The sequence below is a fragment of the Aquimarina algiphila genome (assembly GCF_007489275.1).
In the GTDB taxonomy this organism is placed as follows: domain Bacteria; phylum Bacteroidota; class Bacteroidia; order Flavobacteriales; family Flavobacteriaceae; genus Aquimarina; species Aquimarina algiphila.
On the sequence record NZ_VLNR01000003.1, the window covers coordinates 137795 to 157873 of the forward strand.

The following is a 20079-nucleotide window of genomic DNA, read 5'->3' on the forward strand; positions in this document are numbered from 1 at the left end:
ATATACATAGTATAATAAGGATGATATGTTTTTGCATCATAATGGTTTTAGGCTGTTAAACAAACGTAAACAAGTGTTATGCCATTGTGTTTGGTAACGTCTTATAATTTGTAAATAACATTATAAAGCTACGTATTTGAAATGAGCCATAACAATTTTGTTGATATAAATTAAAAATCATCGTTGTACTGATTTGACCACTAATAAAATAGTTAATAGTATTATATAAAATGACTATTGAGGGAAATCCCCGTTTTGTTTAGGAATCCTCGCTTAGAAATGAGGAAAAGATTTAATATGTGTGTGTTTGTTGTCTTTTTGACGTGTTATTTTTCATGACTTCATTATTTTATAAGCTCGTTGTTAATTGTATCTTTACCCTTAGATTTAAGAGTTAATTATGCGAGTACATTTTATTGCAATAGGAGGAAGTGCCATGCATAACCTAGCCATTGCTTTGCATCAGAAAGGATATCAGGTAACAGGAAGTGATGATACTATTTTTGAACCATCAAAATCGAGATTAGATCGGTATGGTTTACTTCCTGCTGAATTTGGCTGGTTTCCAGAGAAAATCAGTTCTGATCTTGATGCAATTATTTTAGGGATGCATGCCAAGGGTGATAATGCAGAGCTTCTTAAAGCACAAGAATTAGGACTAAAAATCTATTCATATCCAGAATTTTTATACGAACAATCAAAAAATAAAACTCGTGTGGTCATAGGAGGATCACATGGAAAAACAACTATCACCTCCATGATTTTACATGTATTGCATTATCATGAAAAAGAAGTTGATTATATGGTAGGAGCACAATTAGAAGGTTTTGATACTATGGTTCACCTTACCGATGAGAATGATTTTATAGTTTTAGAAGGAGATGAATACCTGTCATCACCGATTGATCGTAGACCAAAATTTCATTTGTACCAACCTAATATTGCTTTAGTGAGTGGTATTGCATGGGACCATATTAACGTATTCCCGACTTTTGATAATTACGTTGATCAGTTTAAAGTTTTTATGAACTCTATTGTTAATGGAGGAGCATTAGTATATAATGAAGAAGATGTTGAAGTAAAAAAACTAGCCGAGTTAACAGAAAATCCAATCCGTAAGTTTCCATATACTACACCAATGTATAGAGTAGAAGATGGGGACACTTTATTAGATACTCCAGAAGGAGAAATGCCAATTGAAATTTTTGGAGGACATAATTTAAGTAATCTAGCTGGAGCCAAATGGATATGCCAGCATATGGGAATTGATGAAGATGATTTTTATGAAGCTATTGCTTCTTTTAAAGGAGCTTCAAAACGATTAGAAAAAATTGCAGAAAGTTCTAATGCGGTCGCATATAAAGATTTTGCACATAGCCCGTCTAAAGTAAGTGCTACTACCAAAGCTGTAAAAGAGCAATATCAAAATAGAAAAGTGATCGCTTGTTTAGAATTACATACGTATAGTAGTTTAAACGCAGAGTTTTTAAAAGAGTATGAAGGTGCTTTAAATTCGGCTGATGAAGCTGTGGTCTTTTACTCTCCACATGCGGTAAAAATCAAGCAATTAGATGAAGTTTCAGAATCTCAAATAGCTCAAGCCTTTAATCGTAATGATTTGGTTATTTATACCGATCCAGAACAATTTCAACATTATTTGAAACAAAAAGATTTTACCAATTCTGCATTATTATTAATGAGTAGCGGTAACTATGGAGGGTTAGATTTTGATGAGGTAAAACAACTTGTTGAAGACTAGAAGTGATTTTTAAATAATTGATTCACAAAGTCTTCAATATTGTTTTGATTGTTTTTGATTAATTCTTGTTTTGCATTTTCTATATCTGCAGGAACTTTATCCTGACTCAATTTAAATTTCCCTTCCCAATGTTGTATGTCAATTTCAAAACCGTGAATATAGTTAATAAGACGATTCATCCTTTCGTCATTGTGATCCAAAACAAATCTATGATTCGGAGCTTCTAGGTATTCGGTCATAGTCACTATGGATCTTTTAATAATATCAGAGTCTTTAATCTCTTTTACAATTCCTCTGGCATGAGCAATGATGTAGTTCCATGTCGGTAATGATTTGGTGGTATAGATTGAGGGAGAAATATATGTTTGAGGTCCCTGAAAAATAGCAGTGACAGGATAATTGTCTTTTAATAATTCTACATGAGGGTTATTTTTATCAATGTGACCTACAAGTTTATCATTGTGGAACACTAAAGGAACATGTGTCACAAAAGGTGTTTTTTCTTTAGCAGAAACTAAAGTTGCAAAAGGATACTCTAAGGCTACTTTTTTAATATTTTCAATATTATACTCTTGGTGATGTTTTGGTGGATACACAGTAATTATACATTAAATTGTTGAAGATGATGATCAAGGTGTTTGTATTGCATTTTTCCCCATTGTTCGTTTGTGAAATTTCCAAACATGGGATGCGGATCCCATTCTTTTTTATCTTTTTGATTAGAAAACTCGGTTACTAAGCTTAAGAGTATTTCTTTTTCTTTTTCAAAATTCTTTTGTTCAATAACTTTGAGTTTAGAATGTGTAGGCAAATTTTTCCTCCAAGGCTTATCATTGTACATTGATTTCTTGAAGAACAATTTTGCAAACAGGTTGGGTTTAAGCTCTGGATGTTCTTTTCTTAATGCAATTTTTAAAGGAAATTGACAATGATGAAACATCTGTGAAATATTCATTTTCCCCCAAACTGGTCTACTCGATACAGATAATTGATGAATGCGATTTTCAATTTCATGTTGAGTAGATTCTTCAAACAAAGATTTCATAGGACTTAATTTTTAAAATGATCATACTCAAAAATAATATATTTAAAAAAAACAAAGGCTAATCGTTACGATTAGCCTTTGTTAAAATATGTATATATATGTTTTTTAACTTACTTCATCAAAGAAAAGACTTAAGAAACCATCTAAATCATCATTGGTTGCAATGTCTTTTGGAGTACCCAAATTGATCATTAAAGGTTGATCTTTAATAGTACCATATAGAAAGTACTGAAACGTAGTTCCCATTTTAAACTTATATCCTTTTAACTGAGATCCAAAAGAAGTAAAAGTTACTTCACTTTTAGAACTATTACTTTCAGCAAAAGCACTTATCGTAGCATCAAAAACTGCAGATAACATATCATCAGTATAATAATCCCACTTTATAGATGTTCCATTACAAGCTTGCAATTCATACTCTGATTGAGCTTGGCAACCATTAGGCACTTGTATGTTATTTCCTACTAAATTAAGAAACGAAATCTTCTTATCCTGCCCGTAAAAACTCAATGTTGCAAGAAGTAAAACGAAAGTAAAAATATTCTTCATAAATAGGTTAATTTGAAGTTGTTAAAATGTTCATTTTTCAATTAAGGGTGCCCAAATATAGTAAAACTTTCATTTTCAAACAAATAAATGGGGTGAATTTCTAAAGAATTGTTAAAAATACCACTTGGTTTTTATCATATTTATTCTTCAATAATACATTGTGTTTGAGATAAATAGTTTATATTTTTGGACAGATAGTCCTACTTTTTTTAACTATTAAATTGATGACATGAGTAAATTAAATGCTTCATTTTCTATCAAGGAATGGAGTGAAAATGATCGTCCAAGAGAGAAATTAATCGCTAAAGGGAAGAATGTATTAACAGATGCAGAACTTGTGGCTATATTAATAGGTTCGGGCAATCGAGAAGAGAGTGCAGTGGGATTAAGTAAACGCATTTTGGCTAGTGTAAATCATGAGATAAATGCTTTAGGTAAATTGTCTTTAAAACAGCTGATGAGCTTTAAGGGAATTGGTGAGGCAAAAGCAATAACTATTGTTGCTGGGCTAGAACTGGGTAGAAGAAGAAAAGATGAAAGTGTTGCTAAAGTTTCAAAAATCACATCTAGTAAAGACGCTTTTCATCTATTTCAACCTATTATTGGTGATCTTGAGCACGAAGAATTTTGGGTGTTATTTTTAAATAATGCAAATGATGTAATTCGTAAAAAACAAATTAGTGTAGGAGGAAAAACAGGAACCTTGGTGGATGCACGTATTGTTTTTAAACTAGCCTTAGAATATGGAGCTACTAGCTTAATAATTGGACATAACCATCCAAGTGGTTCTTTACGGCCCAGTCAATCTGATAAAAACTTAACGCAGAAATTAAAAGCAGCTGGTTCAACATTGGATATTAAATTATTAGATCATATAGTTGTTACAGAAGATCGTTATTTTAGTTTTGCAGATGAGTTAATATTATAATTGTGTTATTTTAATTAAATAAAAAGTAGGGTATTTCTGGACCTGTTTGTTGTAGGTATAGAATAGTTTGAAAAATAAAAACTTACTTTTAAGAATATTAAAAAGTTTGGAATATTAAAATAGAACATTCTATAAAAAATATATGTTACTAATTCACGTACAGAAAATTACTCCTAGAGTATCCTATACTTTTAAACAAATTTGCAAGCGAATTTTGGGACTTAATGTTGATTTGACTTCCAAAATAGAAACTTTTATAGCGCATGAAGGTCCTAAACTGTCGTATGGAAAACAGCCTTTAGGTAAGGAATTGTATTTTCAAAGTGCAGATTTACTCTTTGAACATGGGTTAAACGATCTTGATATACAGGTTTTTGATTGGGAAGAAACGAAATGTTTTTTTGAAGTAAAACATAAAGACTCGGCTTTACCATTTGATATTTTTGCTGCTACTTTTTATTTGCTAACTCGATATGAAGAATATCTGCCTCATGTAAAGGATGCTATGGGACGTTTTCCAGCAACAGAGAGCATTGCATATACTCATGATTTCTTACACGATCCTGTTGTAGATATTTGGTCTTATAAATTTAAAGAAGTACTTCTTGAAAAATATCCCGATATTATGTTTCAAGAAAAGAAATTTACAATTATACCAGTCATTTCTGTACATCAAACGTTTGTATATAAAAACAAGGGTATTCTGCGATCTGTAGGTGGAGGTTTAAGGGATTTATGGAAATTAAGACTTGACAAGTTAGGGGATAGAATAAAAGTGCTGATTGGCCTTAAAAAGGATCCTTATAATACATTTGATTTTATAATAAAGCTTCAGAAAAACAAAAGGAGAAAAGCTAAAGTATTATTTGGATTAGGAGATTATTCTAATTACGAAAAAAATGTTGGCTACAATAGGCCACAACATCAAACCGTTATTAAACATATAGCTGATTATATGGATGTAGGTCTTAAAGCATCTTATGAGGCTGTTTGTGATTTATTGGTTTTAAAAAAGGAAAAATTACGTATAGAAACGATTTTAAACAGGAGATTACGGTATACAATGTGTTCTTTTTTTAAAATAAAATTACCAGAAGCATATCGTAATTTTATTGAATTAGAAGTCGGTGAGGATTATTCAATGGGGTATTCTAAGTATGCAGGATTTCGTGCAGGAACATGTTCTCCATTTATGTTTTATGATTTAGATTATGAAGTACAAACTCCTTTAATAATAAACTCCTTTTGCTATGTGAATTTAGGGACTAAAAATGATATCAGTGATTCGTTATCTGCTAAAAAAGAAATTATAGATTATATAGAAAAAGTTAAAAAGGTGAATGGAGTTTTTATTCCGATTTTTAGTAATGTATCTCTTAGTGACCTTGAGCAACAACCTTTTTGGAAATCAATTTTAGAATTTATTTGGAATATAGAGGATGAAAAATAAAATAGAACATATCTTTTTTGATCTGGATCATACGCTTTGGGACTTTGATAGGAATTCGTTATTAGCGTTTAAACTGATTTTTGAGAAGTTTGATATTGATATTGATATCAATATTTTTTTAAAGACGTATCAGCCAATAAATATGAAATATTGGAAATTGTATAGGGAAGAAAGAGTAAATAAAGAGGAGTTACGCAGAGCAAGACTTATAGAAGCTTTTATGTGCTTTGAGAAGAATTTTTCTATAGGAGTAATTGATGATATATCTGAAGATTATATAAATTTCTTACCACTTCATAATTATTTGATTGATGGTACTCAAGATTTATTAGAATATTTAAACCCAAAATATGAATTACATATTATCACCAATGGGTTTGAAGAGGTGCAAAACCAGAAGTTGTTAAATTCGGGTATACGTCATTATTTTAATACAATTACTAATAGTGAGGAAACAGGAGTAAAAAAACCAAATCCATTTATTTTTGAACAAGCAATACAGAAATCTGGTGCAAAATTTGATAACAGTATTATGATAGGGGATAATTATGAAGCTGATATTAAAGGAGCTGAAGCAGTGGGTCTAGATACCATCTGTTTTAATTATCACAAAGAAGAGTTGCCTTTTCAGAATATTCAAGTTTCTGAATTGAAAGAAATTAAAAACTATCTTTAGTGTAAGTATTTGTATTTTAACTAATTATAAAAAAAAAGAACACGCCCCAGAATGAAGACTAAAAAAAACTATGTATTGCTATACATTATATGCTTGATTGCTTGCATGACTTCTTGTGTAAAAGATGTGGATTTTGATCAAGCAGAGGATGTGGTGTTGACTCCAGTTTTTGAAGTAGATTTTGTGTATTCTAGATTTGACACCGATCGATTTATAGATCCAGGTATTGATCCAAGTATTATAGTGCCCGAAGTTATTGTTAGGGATACATTAAATTATGATCTTCTAAGCACTGATTTTATAGTTGATAATCTGGAACGGGTAGAATTAACTTTCGAATTCAGGAATACTATTGAGAGGGATTTTGAATTTACTCTTGGGTTTCTGGATGATAATAACGTCTTAATAGGACCTTCTTATACCATTACAGCCAATGCCGGTAACGGCGAAGGTACAACACCAATTGTAACTACACAGATAATTACGTTAGATAATGCTACGATTAATATATTGGCAACTACGGCAAAACTAATTTCTGCAATACGTGTTCAGAATTTAAATAGCTCTTTGCGTGGAATTCTCGAATTGAGGTCTAAGGGTACTTATTTCTTTAATTACGACTTATGAGAGCTATCCTATTATTTGCTATAAGCTTGTTAAGTCTTTTTGGGTATTCTCAAAATAAAGAGACTTTATATGATTTTACAGATCTTCCTCAATCCTTGTTGCTTAACCCAGGAGCAGATGTGAGGTTTAATTATCATCTTGGAGTACCTTTTTTATCTCAAATTCATGTCAATGCTGGGCTAAAAGGGGCTTCGCTTTATGACGTTTTTGCAGATGATGGTAGGGATATTAATGATAAAATAGAAACTACACTTAATACATTGACAAGTAAAGACTATCTAACTGCTACGCAACAATTAGAAATTGTAAGTTTTGGTTGGAAGAGTAAAAAAAATGAGAAAATCTATTTTTCTGGAGGGATTTATCAAGAATTAGATGTTATCGGTTATTTTCCCAAAGATTTTGCTGTTTTGGCTTACCAAGGTAATCAGGATTTCCTTAATCAGTCATTTCGTTTTTCTACTATAAGTGGTTCTGCAGAGCTACTTGCTGTATATCATTTTGGATATACTAAAAAAGTCAATAAAAGCATGACTTTTGGGGCAAGAGCAAAACTTTATTCTAGTATATTTCATGCTAGAAGTGCCAAAAACAAAGGAACTTTTACAACGTTAGAAACGCCGCAAGGAAGTAATATCTACCAGCATGTAATAAGTAATGCAGATGTCACACTTAGAACATCTGGGTATAGAGGTCTTAAGGATTTGGAAGGGAAAGAAATTGCAAATAAGTTGATTGGCAGAGCTCTTTTGGGAGGAAATTTAGGGCTTGGTATTGATTTAGGATTTACTCATAAAATAAATGAACAACTTGCAATTACAGGTAGTGTGAACGATTTAGGAGTCATTGTATATAATAAGGATGTAGAAACCTATCGCGCACGGGGTAATTATGTGTTTGAAGGTTTTGAAACTCCAATTCAATTCTCTGGTCAAAATCCTGAAAACTTTTTGGATGAACTAGAAGAAGCTATTCCTTTGGATACATTAAGTACAACGTATGTGACGATGCGACCACTAAAATTTAATGGATCAGTTAAATATTCTTTTAATAAATATGATGATGGAACATGTAATTGTTATCTCGAAGGAGAGCAACCTCCTTATCTGGATGCTTTTGGAATACAGTTGTTTAGTCAGTTTAGACCCAAGAGACCGCAATACGCAGCTTCATTGTTTTATTACAAGCGTTTCTTTAGTTTCTTAAGAACAAAACTAACATACACGATTGATGATTATTCATATAATAACATAGGATTTCTATTATCTACCCATATTGATAAAATTAATTTTTATATTTCGGCTAATAATTTACTAGAATATACTAATCTTGCAAAAGCAAGAGGTGCTTCTTTGCAACTGGGGTTTAATATTATAATGTGATACATATGTTACGTACTTTGTTTTTAGGGCTTGTTTTAATTTTTACGCTCAGCAGTAATGCTCAAAAAAATATTAATGATTATAAGTATATAATTGTTCCTGAAAGTTATGGTTTTCTAAAGGGTAATGATACATATCAACTTAATTCGCTCACGAAGTTTTTATTTAATAAATATGGGTTTAAAGCCTTTTTACAGAGTGATAATTTGCCTGATGAACTTAGAAGGAATGGTTGTTCTTCATTAAGAGCTGATGTTAAAAAGAGAAACGGTGTTTTTGTTACAAGGCTTACTATTGAATTAACAGATTGTAGTGGTAAGGTGGTGTTTTCATCTTCAGAAGGAAGCACTAGGGAGAAAGATTTTAAAAAAGCGTATCAATTAGCCTTAAGAGATGCATTTAAAGATGTAGAGGCTCTAAATTATACGTATAGTGGTTATAAAGAAGAAATTGTAGCCCAAAATGAAAATGCACCTACGAAAGAAGAAGTAGTAAAGAAAGAAGAGCCTAGGGTAGAGGAAGTAATAGCTAGTGCTCCTGTTTCAAAGGAAGAAATTACTTATTTATTTAATGATACCGGTTTTGTTTTTAAGAAGCAAGAATATGGATTTGAATTATTCCAAAAAGATGAGAAAGTTGCTATAGGGAAACTTTTTAAATCCACAAATGGAAAGACGTATATCGTGAAAGCGGGAGATTTAAGCGGAAATGGATATTTTGATGCATATGGTAATTTCATTTTGGAACGCATCAACCCCGTTACGAATAAATTGATCACTGATACCTTTGCAAGACAATAATCTATTTATGATCAAGAGGTAGTTTTGATGTATTTTATGGTTCAATAACTAGTATTTATACTTATCTCCCCATCTTGTTTTTAGAAATGTTCTAAAACCATTTTCTCGCTGATTATCTCCTGGATTATATAATTTGGTATTCGTAATTTCTTTTGGTAAAAATTCTTGTTTAACAAAGTTATTCTCATGCTCGTGTGCATATTTGTAATCTTCTCCATAACCTAATTCTTTCATGAGCTTAGTAGGAGCGTTTCGTATGTGTAAAGGAACAGAAAGATCTCCTGTTTGTTTTACTAATTGCTGCGCTTTATTAATGGCCATATAAGAAGCATTGCTTTTTGGAGAGGATGCTAAATACACAGCGCATTGACTTAGTATTATTCGGGCTTCTGGGTATCCAATAGTGTTCACTGCCTGAAAGGTATTGTTTGCCATGATTAAAGCTGTAGGATTAGCATTTCCAATATCTTCAGAGGCTAATATAATCATCCTTCTAGCGATAAATTTAAGGTCTTCTCCTCCTTCAATCATTCGCGCAAGCCAATAAACAGAAGCATTAGGGTCACTACCGCGAACAGATTTGATAAATGCTGAAATAATATCATAATGCTGTTCTCCAGTCTTGTCATATCTAACTGTGTTTTGCTGAACTAGTTTTGATACAAGATCATTCGTAATTGTAATTTTATCTTGATCCTGACTTGAGATTATCAACTCGAAGATGTTAAGTAGTTTACGTGCATCGCCGCCACTTAGCCTAAGTAAGGAATCCGTTTCTTTAAGGTTGATGTTTTTAGGTTTAAGAAACTCATCCTCGCGCATTGCCCTTTTTAACAAAGCTTCTAATTCTTCTCTCCCAAATGGATTAAGAGTGTATACCTGACAGCGTGATAGGAGTGCAGGTATTACCTCAAAACTTGGGTTTTCTGTTGTAGCACCTATAAGAGTAATCCACCCTTTTTCTACTGCTCCTAATAAAGAATCTTGTTGAGATTTGCTAAAACGGTGAATCTCATCAATAAATAAAATAGGGTTTTTGGCAGTAAATAACCCTCCGCTGTTTTTTGCTTTGTCAATGACTTCTCTTACTTCTTTTACACCGCTATTTATTGCACTTAGTGTGTAGAAAGGCCTTCCTGATTCATTTGCAATGATATTAGCCAAAGTTGTTTTCCCTACTCCAGGAGGGCCCCAGAGTATAAGGGAAGGAATGAGTCCTTTTTTGATCTGTTGAGTCAACGACCCATCATTGCCAATTAGATGTTCCTGACTAAGGTATTCTTCTAATGATTTGGGACGTATACGTTCTGCCAAAGGTTTGTTTATATCCATACGTACAAAGTTACGAAGCTTCCATCAATCTAAATAGAAAATAAATCAACAGACAAATGAGTTAATATGTTTAAGGATGTAAGACTAAAGTTTAAAAATACTGCCATTTTAACCGAACTTGATGTTTTGGAATTTTTTTTGATATATTATAGATGTTATGAATGAAGAAAGTGATCATTTTAGATTTAATACCGGGGTGATAGGGTATCCTTTATTATTCGTATTGCTAATCTGGATTGTGTTTTGGATTGAAGTTAGATCAGGGATTAATTTTAATGATTTTGGAGTTTATCCAAGAACGGTTGTTGGGTTGCGAGGTATTATATTCTCTCCTTTTATTCATTCAGATCTTACTCATTTATGGCATAATACATTGCCGTTAATGATATTGTCAGCAGCATTGTTCTTTTTTTATCAAAATAACGCCTGGAAAGTATTGTTTGTAGGAGTGTTCCTAACGGGCTTTCTTACATGGTTATTGGGCAGGCCAGCAAATCATATTGGAGCAAGCGGAGTAATTTATATGCTTTTTGGGTTTTTATTCTTTAAGGGAATTATTGCAAAGCATTTTAGATTAATAGCTTTGTCCTTTATTGTTGTTTTTATTTATGGTAGTATGGTAATGTATGTGTTGCCAATTGATCCCAAAATTTCATGGGAAGGCCATTTATCTGGTATTATATCTGGTGCTATATTAGGTTTTTTTGTAAAAAGAGGGGTAGTGAAAAAACAATTGTATACTTGGGAATCTGAAGATTATAATCCTGAGGAAGATGAATTTCTAAGGCATTTTGATGAGCATGGTAATTTTATAGAAAATATAGAACAAGAAGATGCAGAAGAAAGTGTGGAAATAATTTATGAGTACAAAACCAGAACCGAAGGAGATAATAAACCACCAACGCCAGACGTAGAATGATGGACTAGTTGTTATAAGCGCTGTCTAATGGCTTCGTACAGAATTACACCGCAAGCAACAGAAACGTTTAAAGATGCAATGTCACCATACATTGGTAATTTTGCACTTTGGTCCACTAATTTTAATACTGAAGGAGATATGCCTTTTCCTTCACTTCCCATAATAATTGCAGAAGGAATAGTTAAATTTGTGTCATAAATAGTAGACTCTGCTTTTTCTGTAGCAGCCACTACTTGTATGCCAGATCCTTGTAAATAAAACATAGCATCTTTGATATGATCTACTTTACAAATTGGGATTTTAAAAACGGCACCAGCAGAAGTTTTAATGGTGTCTGCATTCACAGGAGCTCCCCCTTTTTTCTGTATGATGATACCATCGACTCCTGTGCATTCTGCTGTTCTAATAATAGCACCAAAATTACGAACATCAGAGAGTTGATCCAGAATTAAAAACAAAGGTGTTTTTCCTGATTCTATTACATTCATTACAAGGTTTTCAAGATCATAAAAATCAATAGGGGAGATGTAAGCTACAACACCTTGGTGATTGTTTCTTGTCAGCCTGTTTAATTTTTCTACAGGAACATAGGTAAAAGTGATGTTATTTTTTTTTACCAAACTCATGAGTTCTCTAGATAGTTCGCCCTGCAACCCTTTTTGAATAAATAGTTTGTCAATGCTTTTATTGGCAGTTATTGCTTCTATAATGGCTCTAGTGCCAAAAATAAGAGATTCATCTTTCATATGGATCAAAGATATATATAATAGAAATTAGTTTTGAATATTATATATAAAAAAAGAGGTTATCCACAGATAACCTCTTTTAAATTTTTAATAGTCTGACTTTTATTAGTCAAAAGCCCAAGTTGCACCATCTAATAAATGACTTCCTTGTCTAGAAATAGCTTCCTGATAAGGACCAGGGTTAGATACCCTTTCAGAAATTGGATACAACCAACGTCTTGGGATTACACCTGACGGGTTAAATCCATTTGATCCATTTGCATTTGGTGTCAAAGCAGGATATCCTGTTCTTTTATAGTCATTCCAAACTTCAATAGGTGTGTTGCCATATAAAGCTTTATATTTTTCAGCAATAATAGCTTCGATATCAGCTTCAAGAGTTCCTCCTAATGCTAAACCAGCAGTATATGTCGTAATATCTCCAGCGGCAACACCGATGAATTCCATATTAGCAGTCACAGCAGCAACTAAGGCTGCAGTACCATCTCCACCAGTTCTTTCTAAAGCTTCTGCTTCAATAAATTTCTGCTCGGCATAAGTCATTAATAAACCTGGAGCATCAAATCTTGACCAGAATAAATCTGTACCACCATCTACATAGAATAATGGATTTGCACCAGAATTATCTATGTATATTGGTTTTCTTGGATCACCAGTCATCAATGCATCAAATTGTGGATCAATGATCATAGTATTTGGTCTTCCTTGTCCAAAAAGTCCTAAAGCATTACCACCATTTTGAGTATTCTCAAAGTTAAATTGAGCTTGATCAGCATTGCTATCCATCGCATTTGCAATCGCAGTAAGTGCGCTATTTGCTGCATTTGGATCTCTTTTTGTTAATTGGATATAGTAACGAGCTTTTAAAGCGTTTGCCACTTTTATCCAACCAGCATTACTAAGAGTCACTAAACTTCCTTGAATTGAACCAAGATCATCAGTAGCTAATAAATCTGCTTCTGCCTCATTTAATAATCTGAATATTTCAGCATATATAGACTCTTGAGTATCATATGCAGGGTTTAGGTTTTCTTCTCCAACAAAAGCTTCAGAGAAAGGCACATCACCCCAAGAGTTTGTAGTCATACCTAAGTTAGCCGCAAGATATATTTTTGCAACACCTCTACTATTTACTCCTTCAGTATCAGTACTTCTATTAATGATGTCAACACAATCTCTCATAGAACCTGTATAGATACCAGTATCCCAAAAGTTATCAGTATCAGTTTCACCAATTACATAACTGGTATAAGCTACCTGTTGTGCATCAAAACCTATCCATTGTTGCATTACAATTCCTGATAGACGACCTAGTCCTGCTGTAATATTTCTATGTGATTGCGTTTGCATAATTGGCATAACCGCATTTATAGGAATAATATCACCACCTGGACGGGTAGGGTCTTCGTTTGTAGTACCATATTCACATGATGTAAGCGTTAAAGCTAATGCCATCATGAAAATAAAAACCTTATTGATTTTATATATTCTTTTCATTTTTACTTTTTTTAGAAATTAAGTTTAAGTGAAACGGCATAACTTCTAGTATTTGGTTGGTTAAAATATTCCAGACCAATACCATTAGAATCTCCAGTTAGGTTAGTTTCAGGATCGATACCAGGGTAATCAGTATCTAACCATAGGTTTCTTCCAGAGAAAGTAATAGAACCAGAAGTAATAGGAGTACCATTTAATAACTTCTCTCCTAAGTTATAGCTTATAGAAGCTTCTCTTAGACGAACCCAAGATGCATCATATACACTATCTTCTCCAACTCCTCCAAAACCATATCTAACCCATCTGTTAGCACCTAAACCTCCGGCAGGATCAGCTAGAGCAACTTGCTGAGTATTTGGTTGACCTGTAGATTGTACAACTCCTTCAAATACGAAATCTGTAATTCCTCTTTGATCTGCTGTAGTTTGACCAACTCCGAAGTAATCAATGATACCACAAGTACCACACCATACATCACCACCCTCTCTTATATCAAATAAGAACGATAAAGAAAGGTTTTTATAAGAAACAGTGTTTTTAATACCCATTTGCCAATCTGGTATTGGATCTCCAATTACACCAGATGTAGGGTCAACAATTGGGAAACCAGTATCGTCAATTAATACATTACCACTATCATCTCTTAAGAATCTGTCACCAAATATTGCTCCATAAGATTCTCCAGGAAGTACTCTAGAAGAAACTGAAGTAAATCCAGCTAAAGTAAATGATTCAACTCCAGGAGCTAATTCAATAACTTCAGAATCATAAGCAGTCCAGTTTACATTAACATCCCAAGAGAAATCATCTGTACGAACAGGTGTAAAGTTAGCACCAATTTCAAAACCGTTATTTTCAATCTTACCTACATTAGCATTACGACCATTAAAACCAGTAGAAGGAGCTACATCAACAGCAAATATCTGCCCGGTAGTTTCTTTATCGTAATAAGTAATATCTAAACCAATTCTATTGTTGAAGAATTTTAGCTCTCCACCGAATTCTAATTCAGTAGTTTCTTCTGGCTCAATTTGCTGACTTCCAGATTGTCCACTTCTTTCTAAAGCAACAGCTCCAAATAAAGGAAATTGATTTCCAGGGTTAATAAAACCGTCACCACCAGCAACACCACCTTGATAGAAAGTTTGCGTAGCATATATTGGTGCATCATTACCAGTTCTACCGTAAGATGCTCTTAATTTACCATAAGTAAATACGTCACTTTCGATAAGTTCACTAAATACAAAACTTAAACCCGTACTATAAGATAAGAAATCGTTGTTGTCTTCAGGTAAAGTAGAAGACCAGTCATTTCTAACAGAACCATTAATAAAGATCATGTCTTTGATTCCAAACTTAGCGTCGGCAAAAATTGCATCTGTCTTTTTCTTAAATACTGAATTTGTATTAACCTGAGTTGAAGAGTTTGAAACATCAAAGAATCCAGGTATAGTTAAACCATCAGCTTGTACACTTCTTCTTAAGAAATCACTTTGGTAGTTTTCATAACCTAAAATACCATTAAAGGTAATGTTCTCAGAAATGTCTTTATTAAATAAGGCTAAGAAATTAGCTGTAATATCTTCATTAAAAATATTATCATCAAATACTCTACCTCCAGGATTTGCAGCTGAGTTGATATCTTGAGATGCTTTTCTAACATCACTATATCTGTCATACGAATATCTTCCTTGTAATGTTAACCAATCCATAGGTCTGTACTCAAAAGATAATCTTCCTGTAAATCTGTTTACATCATCACTAGATGGGTTTTTTGCAACAGTCCAGAACGGGTTATCATATACACCAGCTCTATAGCTTCTTTGAGTACCGTCAGGCAATTGGAATACAGAATTAGTTTCTGCAGCATCTCTACCTGTTAATCCGTTACCATTATCAAAAGTTGGAGTTGTTCTTAACAAACCTAGCATAATACCAGAGATGTTAGATCCTCTTTGCACTCTTCGTCCACCTGAGTTTACGAATGAACCACTTGCAGAGATTTCGAATTTTTCAGAAAGATCAGCAGTAATATCTGCTCTGAAAGATCTTTTGTCAAAGTTTTCAGTTGGAGCAACACCTGTTTGATCTAATTTACCAGCAGATAAATAATATCTTACAGTTTCAGTACCACCTCTTACAGATACGTTAAGATCTGTTAATAAACCATTAACAAAGAAGTCATCTACATGATCATAAGATTCAGCAGCTCTCCCATTCCCTGTTCCAGCTGGAACTAATCTTCCGAATCTGTGGTATGGGTAAGAAGTGTCTCCGTCGTACTCGAGACCAGAGATAGCTGGACCCCAGCTAAAACCTTCTTGTGTTTCAGGTCCTCTGTAAGTAGGAACTCCACCTACTGGTCTACCTTGAGCAAATTGTCTTTGTAAATCTGGTGTTTGAGTAATTTCACTAATTTGAACAGTTGAGCTTACAGAAACAGTAGGAGCACCAATTTTACCTTTTTTCGTAGTAATTAATACAACCCCGTTAGCGGCTCTTAAACCGTATAATGTTTGTGCAGCAATACCTTTAAGGATTGAAATACTTTCAATATCGTTTTGATTGATATCGATTGCTCTGTTCGAGATGTCAACTCCATTAGTAGCATTTCCTGTACTTGTATTATCAATAGGGACACCATCAACAATAAATAAAGGAGAGTTACTTCTTGAGATAGAAGTATTACCACGAATTCTAATGTTAGCGGATGCACCAACAGAACCTGAAGACGTTACAACCGAAACCCCAGGAGCTTTTGCTGTCAAGGAACTTACTAAGTTAACCTCACCTGTGTTTTCAATTTCATCATCTGCGACTGTTGCAATTGCATAACTCAAGGATCTTGGTTTTGCCTTAATACCTTGTGCAGTTACAACAACTTCTTCCAATTCTGAAGCAGAAGCTGATAATTGAATATTGATGGAGTCACCATCCCCGATTACAACTTCTTTAGTGTCAAAACCGACATAACTAAAAGAAAGTACTGCACCCCGATTCGCTTGAAGGGTATAATTACCATCAAAATCAGTTTGCGTACCGCTTGCTGTATTTTTTACAACAACATTAACCCCAGGAAGAGGTAACCCTTTATCATCGGTTACAGTTCCTGAAATTGTTTTTTCTTGTGCAAAAGTGAATTGCACAACAAACGCTAGTAGTAGCGTTAAAATTCCACTAAACTTTGTTCTCATTTTACAATTTATTTGAATTAGCCAGTTCCAAAAATCATAATAATATCTTTATAAAACAACTTTTTGTTATTAAAATTTAAATTGCAGCTATTTGGATATATCCAAATTGTTAGATGTTGTTGTAGGTAAGTTATACGGTGGTTGTGAAGTTTTTTGTGTTTTTTAATTTGTTTAAGTGTCAGATAATGAACAACTTCTTAAGAGGTTGTTAAATATTGAGTTGTATTTGTTTTGTTGGTCTTGTGTCAAGTTGTAAAAAGAGGAGATTTTTAATTGAAAACCTCCTCTTTTTATAAGAAAAACTGTATTCTGATAGCTTTTTTATGAAGATTAATCGTCTTCAGCCTTAAAAAGTACAGGCCATGTTTTGCTATCTGGGCGAGTCAATACGACCGTTCCTCTATCTCCTGCAGAGTTGCTGAAGTCTATGGTAATATCTGTTCCCATTATCTGTGTTATTTTATAGGTATAGGTGAATTCTTCTTCATCATTAGTGTCTTCTTCTACTATGATTTCACCATCAGCCACTAGTTTAGTGCAATCCCAAATAATTGTTCCTTTTGAGAAATTAATTGTGTTAAATGTTCCTGTATAGCAATTATCAAATTGCCCAAAACTTAAATCGGTGGTGCTATATTCGCCTCTATCTTCATCTTCTGTCCAGGTTACTTCTCCACTCGGAAGCGACATGCTGTTGCATTGACTTCTTCCGCCTGGTGCAGGAATCAAAGAGGTTACATTATAAGTATATGTACCTGCAAGAGTCTCTGTGATAGTACATCCAATTGTTGTTCTGTAAGTATATGGTGAAGAGAAATATGAACCTCCTGATACATTCCCATTGGCATCATCAACAGAAAATGTCCTTCCATCTTTAAGTTTAAGTACAAATCTAATTGCAAAATCATCTTTTCCTTGAAGTTTACTTTCATCTACTCCTGTAAATGTTAAAAATTCATCTGCAGTAAAGGTAATTACAGAAATAGGCACCCCTCTTTCTCCAGGTTGGAAATCAGAAGCTGTTAATGTTCTTATAAGTCCTTCTTCGGTTGATAAGTCATCGTCGTCATCGTTTATTACTCCATCCATGTTAGTGTCGATTCGCGTATTTTCAACAAATCTAGCATAGATTTCAATTTGGTCTAGCAACTCTCCATTTTGATTGTCTTGTTCTTCTAAAGTGAGTGTGTAATTGGCTCCTTCGTCAAATTCTAGCAATAGGTCATTATAAATAAGGTTGTTGTTAATGTCAATTGTTCTTAATACTCCACCGCTTGTAACGCTTTCAAGTATTACGTCCACCGTTTTGTCATCACTGCCACACCCAAGGATTAAGCCTGTAAGGAACAGTATATTTAGATATTTGATTATTCTTTTCATTTTTCTATATGTTTTGTTTTAATCTTTTAAGTTTTAATTAGATTAAAATTAGTTAGCGATTGGAAATAATGGCGAATCGGCATTGTTGTCCCAAAAAACCTTTTGATCCAAATTTTGTTTAGGGTCTACAGATGAATTGTTGGTTGTTAAATCTGCTGGATAAGGAAATGATCTGATAAAATTACCTGTAGCAGGAAATGGTTCTACGTTTGGTTGTAGGGTTGTTGGGTATCCTGTTCTTCTGTAGAAGTTGTATGCATCTATTCCATTTCCAAACAAAGCAATCCAATATTGTTCTGCTATAACATTCCATCTATCAACTGGTGTTGCTGCTGCATCAAAATCTGCAAGGCGATTATTAATGAAGGTATTGATTTCGGTTGCATTGGGTTCGAATACTAGATTGGCAGAGCTGTCTAAAGATCCGAATGTGGTTACCTTGCTTATTGATTTTGTTATAGCGTTTGATAAAGCTGTTCTTGCAGAAGAAGTGTTCATTTGTTCCATGGCAACTTCTGCTATCATAAAATCAACCCAAGATGATAGTAGTATAGGTGTAATTCCTGCTCCTTGGCCCCCATCACCTTGTTGAGTTCCTTTAAAGCTACTATCGTCGAAGCGACCAGCTGCAGGATAGACACCAAAATTTGTTCTTAAAAAACCGTCTGGTGGTACTCCGTCATCATCACCATGATCACGTCCCCAATACCCATTATTTAAATAACAAAACGTAAATCCACCATCAATGTAATGCTGGGGAGCACTTTCTAATGAACAGCTTAGTGTTTCTTCGTTTGGGGCTGTTTCTGCTCCTGGAACAACATTTGTTTGTCTATAATAATAATACCTTATTCTTGGGTCATTTTCATTAGGGTCGCTCGGAATGGACATTAGGTTCATTAACCAGTTTGACATATATTCATCAGCACCATCTCCTTCGTAGTTGTTGGCGTATCTAGGGTGACGATTGTCAGGTTGAATTTCGTTTGTCCCCCAAGAGAATTGAAAGTCTTCATCAGCACTTTGGATATAATCACCATCACTAATAATGTTATTGAAGTTTGTAATAGCTTGAGCATCAACTAATCTTTTCTGAAGGTAAATCTTCATTTTTATTGTATTGGCTGCTGTAATCCATTTTCCCCAATCACCATTATAATAGAAGTCGTTATCGGGTTCATCGGTAACGTCTTTATTGAAATTTGAAATAGCATTGTCTAATAAGTTTAGTGCAGCATCATATATTAAAGCCCCATCATCTACTTTAGGATTTAGATTTGTACTTCCCTGAAGAGCTTCACTATAAGGGACATCGCCAAAAAAGTCTACTAAGGTTACGATAATATATGCTTCAATAACTTGGGATATCGCCAAATGGTGATATAAGTTGTTTTGAGTAGCGATCGGTTCAAGTGCTCTTGCGTCTGCTAGAATTCCATTAAATCTTTGACTATGGCCATTTTGATCAGGAAATGATACTCCGGTGGATTGATATGATCCACTCCATAAGTCATTAAAATCTGAAGGGGAGTATACGTTTTGGTAGTCCCTTCCATTCATGTTGTCTATTCTTGTGACCTGACTACCAATGGCGCCAAAGCGTTCAACGACCTTTCCAAAATCTACTTGAATTGAATTTAGAAATAGATCAGGGTTGGATTGAGAAGGGTCTAATAGATTAGGGTTCTCAGTAAGGTCTAGCTCTGTGCTTTCACAGGCGGTAAATAACATTCCTATAATCAGAATGATAATTACTGATACTTTATATGATATTGATTTTAGTATATTCATGATT

General features: G+C 33.7%; 17 protein-coding genes. 8 read left to right on the forward strand and 9 right to left on the reverse strand.

Translation table 11 applies throughout. The annotated features are described in order from the left end of the window. The first annotated feature begins 400 nt into the window (after nucleotides 1-400). The gene (locus FOF46_RS02260; RefSeq protein WP_143915334.1) at nucleotides 401-1759 is read left to right on the forward strand and encodes a UDP-N-acetylmuramate--L-alanine ligase; all 1359 of its coding nucleotides are present in this window, start codon (nucleotides 401-403) and stop codon (nucleotides 1757-1759) included. Here the strand turns inward: FOF46_RS02260 and FOF46_RS02265 are convergent. The 3 genes from FOF46_RS02265 to FOF46_RS02275 all read right to left on the reverse strand — a co-directional run bounded on the left by FOF46_RS02265 (nucleotide 1756) and on the right by FOF46_RS02275 (nucleotide 3353). Continuing rightward, a complete protein-coding gene (locus FOF46_RS02265; protein WP_143915335.1) occupies nucleotides 1756-2355 on the reverse strand; it encodes an FMN-binding negative transcriptional regulator in 600 nt (199 codons plus the stop codon). The two genes, FOF46_RS02260 and FOF46_RS02265, sit on opposite strands and share 4 nt — an antisense overlap. Before the next feature lie 5 nt (nucleotides 2356-2360). Further along, nucleotides 2361-2804 carry a DUF1569 domain-containing protein gene (locus FOF46_RS02270; protein WP_109435196.1) on the reverse strand — a complete coding sequence of 148 codons (444 nt, stop codon included), beginning with the start codon at nucleotides 2802-2804 and terminating at the stop codon, nucleotides 2361-2363. Nucleotides 2805-2909: 105 nt separating this feature from the next. Beyond that, nucleotides 2910-3353, reverse strand: coding sequence for a hypothetical protein (locus FOF46_RS02275; protein WP_143915336.1), 444 nt, complete (start codon nucleotides 3351-3353; stop codon nucleotides 2910-2912). 229 nt (nucleotides 3354-3582) lie between these two features. Here FOF46_RS02275 and radC point away from each other — a divergent pair, with 229 nt between their 5' ends. From radC to FOF46_RS02305, 6 genes are all read left to right on the forward strand, one after another. Next, nucleotides 3583-4281 (forward strand): RadC family protein, encoded by a 699-nt coding sequence (gene radC / locus FOF46_RS02280; RefSeq protein WP_143915337.1) that lies wholly within the window; start codon nucleotides 3583-3585, stop codon nucleotides 4279-4281. 142 nt (nucleotides 4282-4423) lie between these two features. Further along, entirely contained in the window at nucleotides 4424-5731 is a 1308-nt protein-coding gene (locus FOF46_RS02285) for a polysaccharide deacetylase family protein (protein WP_143915338.1), read from the forward strand. After that, complete coding sequence (locus FOF46_RS02290) at nucleotides 5721-6407, forward strand: YjjG family noncanonical pyrimidine nucleotidase (protein ID WP_109435192.1); 687 nt, start codon at nucleotides 5721-5723, stop codon at nucleotides 6405-6407. Before FOF46_RS02285 ends, FOF46_RS02290 begins: the two co-directional genes overlap by 11 nt. A gap of 51 nt (nucleotides 6408-6458) precedes the next feature. After that, nucleotides 6459-7034: a hypothetical protein gene (locus tag FOF46_RS02295; RefSeq protein ID WP_143915339.1), complete on the forward strand. Its 576-nt coding sequence runs from the start codon at nucleotides 6459-6461 to the stop codon at nucleotides 7032-7034. Further along, nucleotides 7031-8416 (forward strand): DUF5723 family protein, encoded by a 1386-nt coding sequence (locus FOF46_RS02300; protein WP_109435190.1) that lies wholly within the window; start codon nucleotides 7031-7033, stop codon nucleotides 8414-8416. Before FOF46_RS02295 ends, FOF46_RS02300 begins: the two co-directional genes overlap by 4 nt. Nucleotides 8417-8421: 5 nt before the next feature. After that, nucleotides 8422-9216 (forward strand): hypothetical protein, encoded by a 795-nt coding sequence (locus FOF46_RS02305; protein ID WP_109435189.1) that lies wholly within the window; start codon nucleotides 8422-8424, stop codon nucleotides 9214-9216. 48 nt (nucleotides 9217-9264) lie between these two features. On the opposite strand, the gene FOF46_RS02310 is transcribed toward FOF46_RS02305, so the two are convergent. After that, on the reverse strand, nucleotides 9265-10542 hold the full coding sequence (locus tag FOF46_RS02310; protein ID WP_109435261.1) for a replication-associated recombination protein A: 1278 nt from the start codon (nucleotides 10540-10542) through the stop codon (nucleotides 9265-9267). A gap of 163 nt (nucleotides 10543-10705) precedes the next feature. On the opposite strand from FOF46_RS02310, the gene FOF46_RS02315 reads away from it, so the two are divergent. Next, complete coding sequence (locus tag FOF46_RS02315; protein WP_109435188.1) at nucleotides 10706-11467, forward strand: rhomboid family intramembrane serine protease; 762 nt, start codon at nucleotides 10706-10708, stop codon at nucleotides 11465-11467. Between the two features lie 11 nt (nucleotides 11468-11478). Here FOF46_RS02315 and rlmB read toward each other — a convergent pair whose 3' ends face one another. The 5 genes from rlmB to FOF46_RS02340 form a co-directional block, all read right to left on the reverse strand. Beyond that, nucleotides 11479-12213, reverse strand: a complete 735-nt coding sequence (gene rlmB, locus FOF46_RS02320) for a 23S rRNA (guanosine(2251)-2'-O)-methyltransferase RlmB (protein ID WP_109435187.1) — start codon at nucleotides 12211-12213, stop codon at nucleotides 11479-11481. A 105-nt stretch (nucleotides 12214-12318) separates the two neighbouring features. After that, nucleotides 12319-13710 carry a SusD/RagB family nutrient-binding outer membrane lipoprotein gene (locus FOF46_RS02325; RefSeq protein WP_235010918.1) on the reverse strand — a complete coding sequence of 464 codons (1392 nt, stop codon included), beginning with the start codon at nucleotides 13708-13710 and terminating at the stop codon, nucleotides 12319-12321. Nucleotides 13711-13721: 11 nt separating this feature from the next. Beyond that, a complete protein-coding gene (locus tag FOF46_RS02330; RefSeq protein ID WP_109435186.1) occupies nucleotides 13722-16904 on the reverse strand; it encodes a SusC/RagA family TonB-linked outer membrane protein in 3183 nt (1060 codons plus the stop codon). A 330-nt stretch (nucleotides 16905-17234) separates the two neighbouring features. Continuing rightward, nucleotides 17235-18284, reverse strand: coding sequence for a hypothetical protein (locus FOF46_RS02335; RefSeq protein WP_143915340.1), 1050 nt, complete (start codon nucleotides 18282-18284; stop codon nucleotides 17235-17237). A gap of 48 nt (nucleotides 18285-18332) precedes the next feature. Beyond that, nucleotides 18333-20075: a SusD/RagB family nutrient-binding outer membrane lipoprotein gene (locus FOF46_RS02340; protein ID WP_143915341.1), complete on the reverse strand. Its 1743-nt coding sequence runs from the start codon at nucleotides 20073-20075 to the stop codon at nucleotides 18333-18335. Nucleotides 20076-20079: the final 4 nt, after the last annotated feature.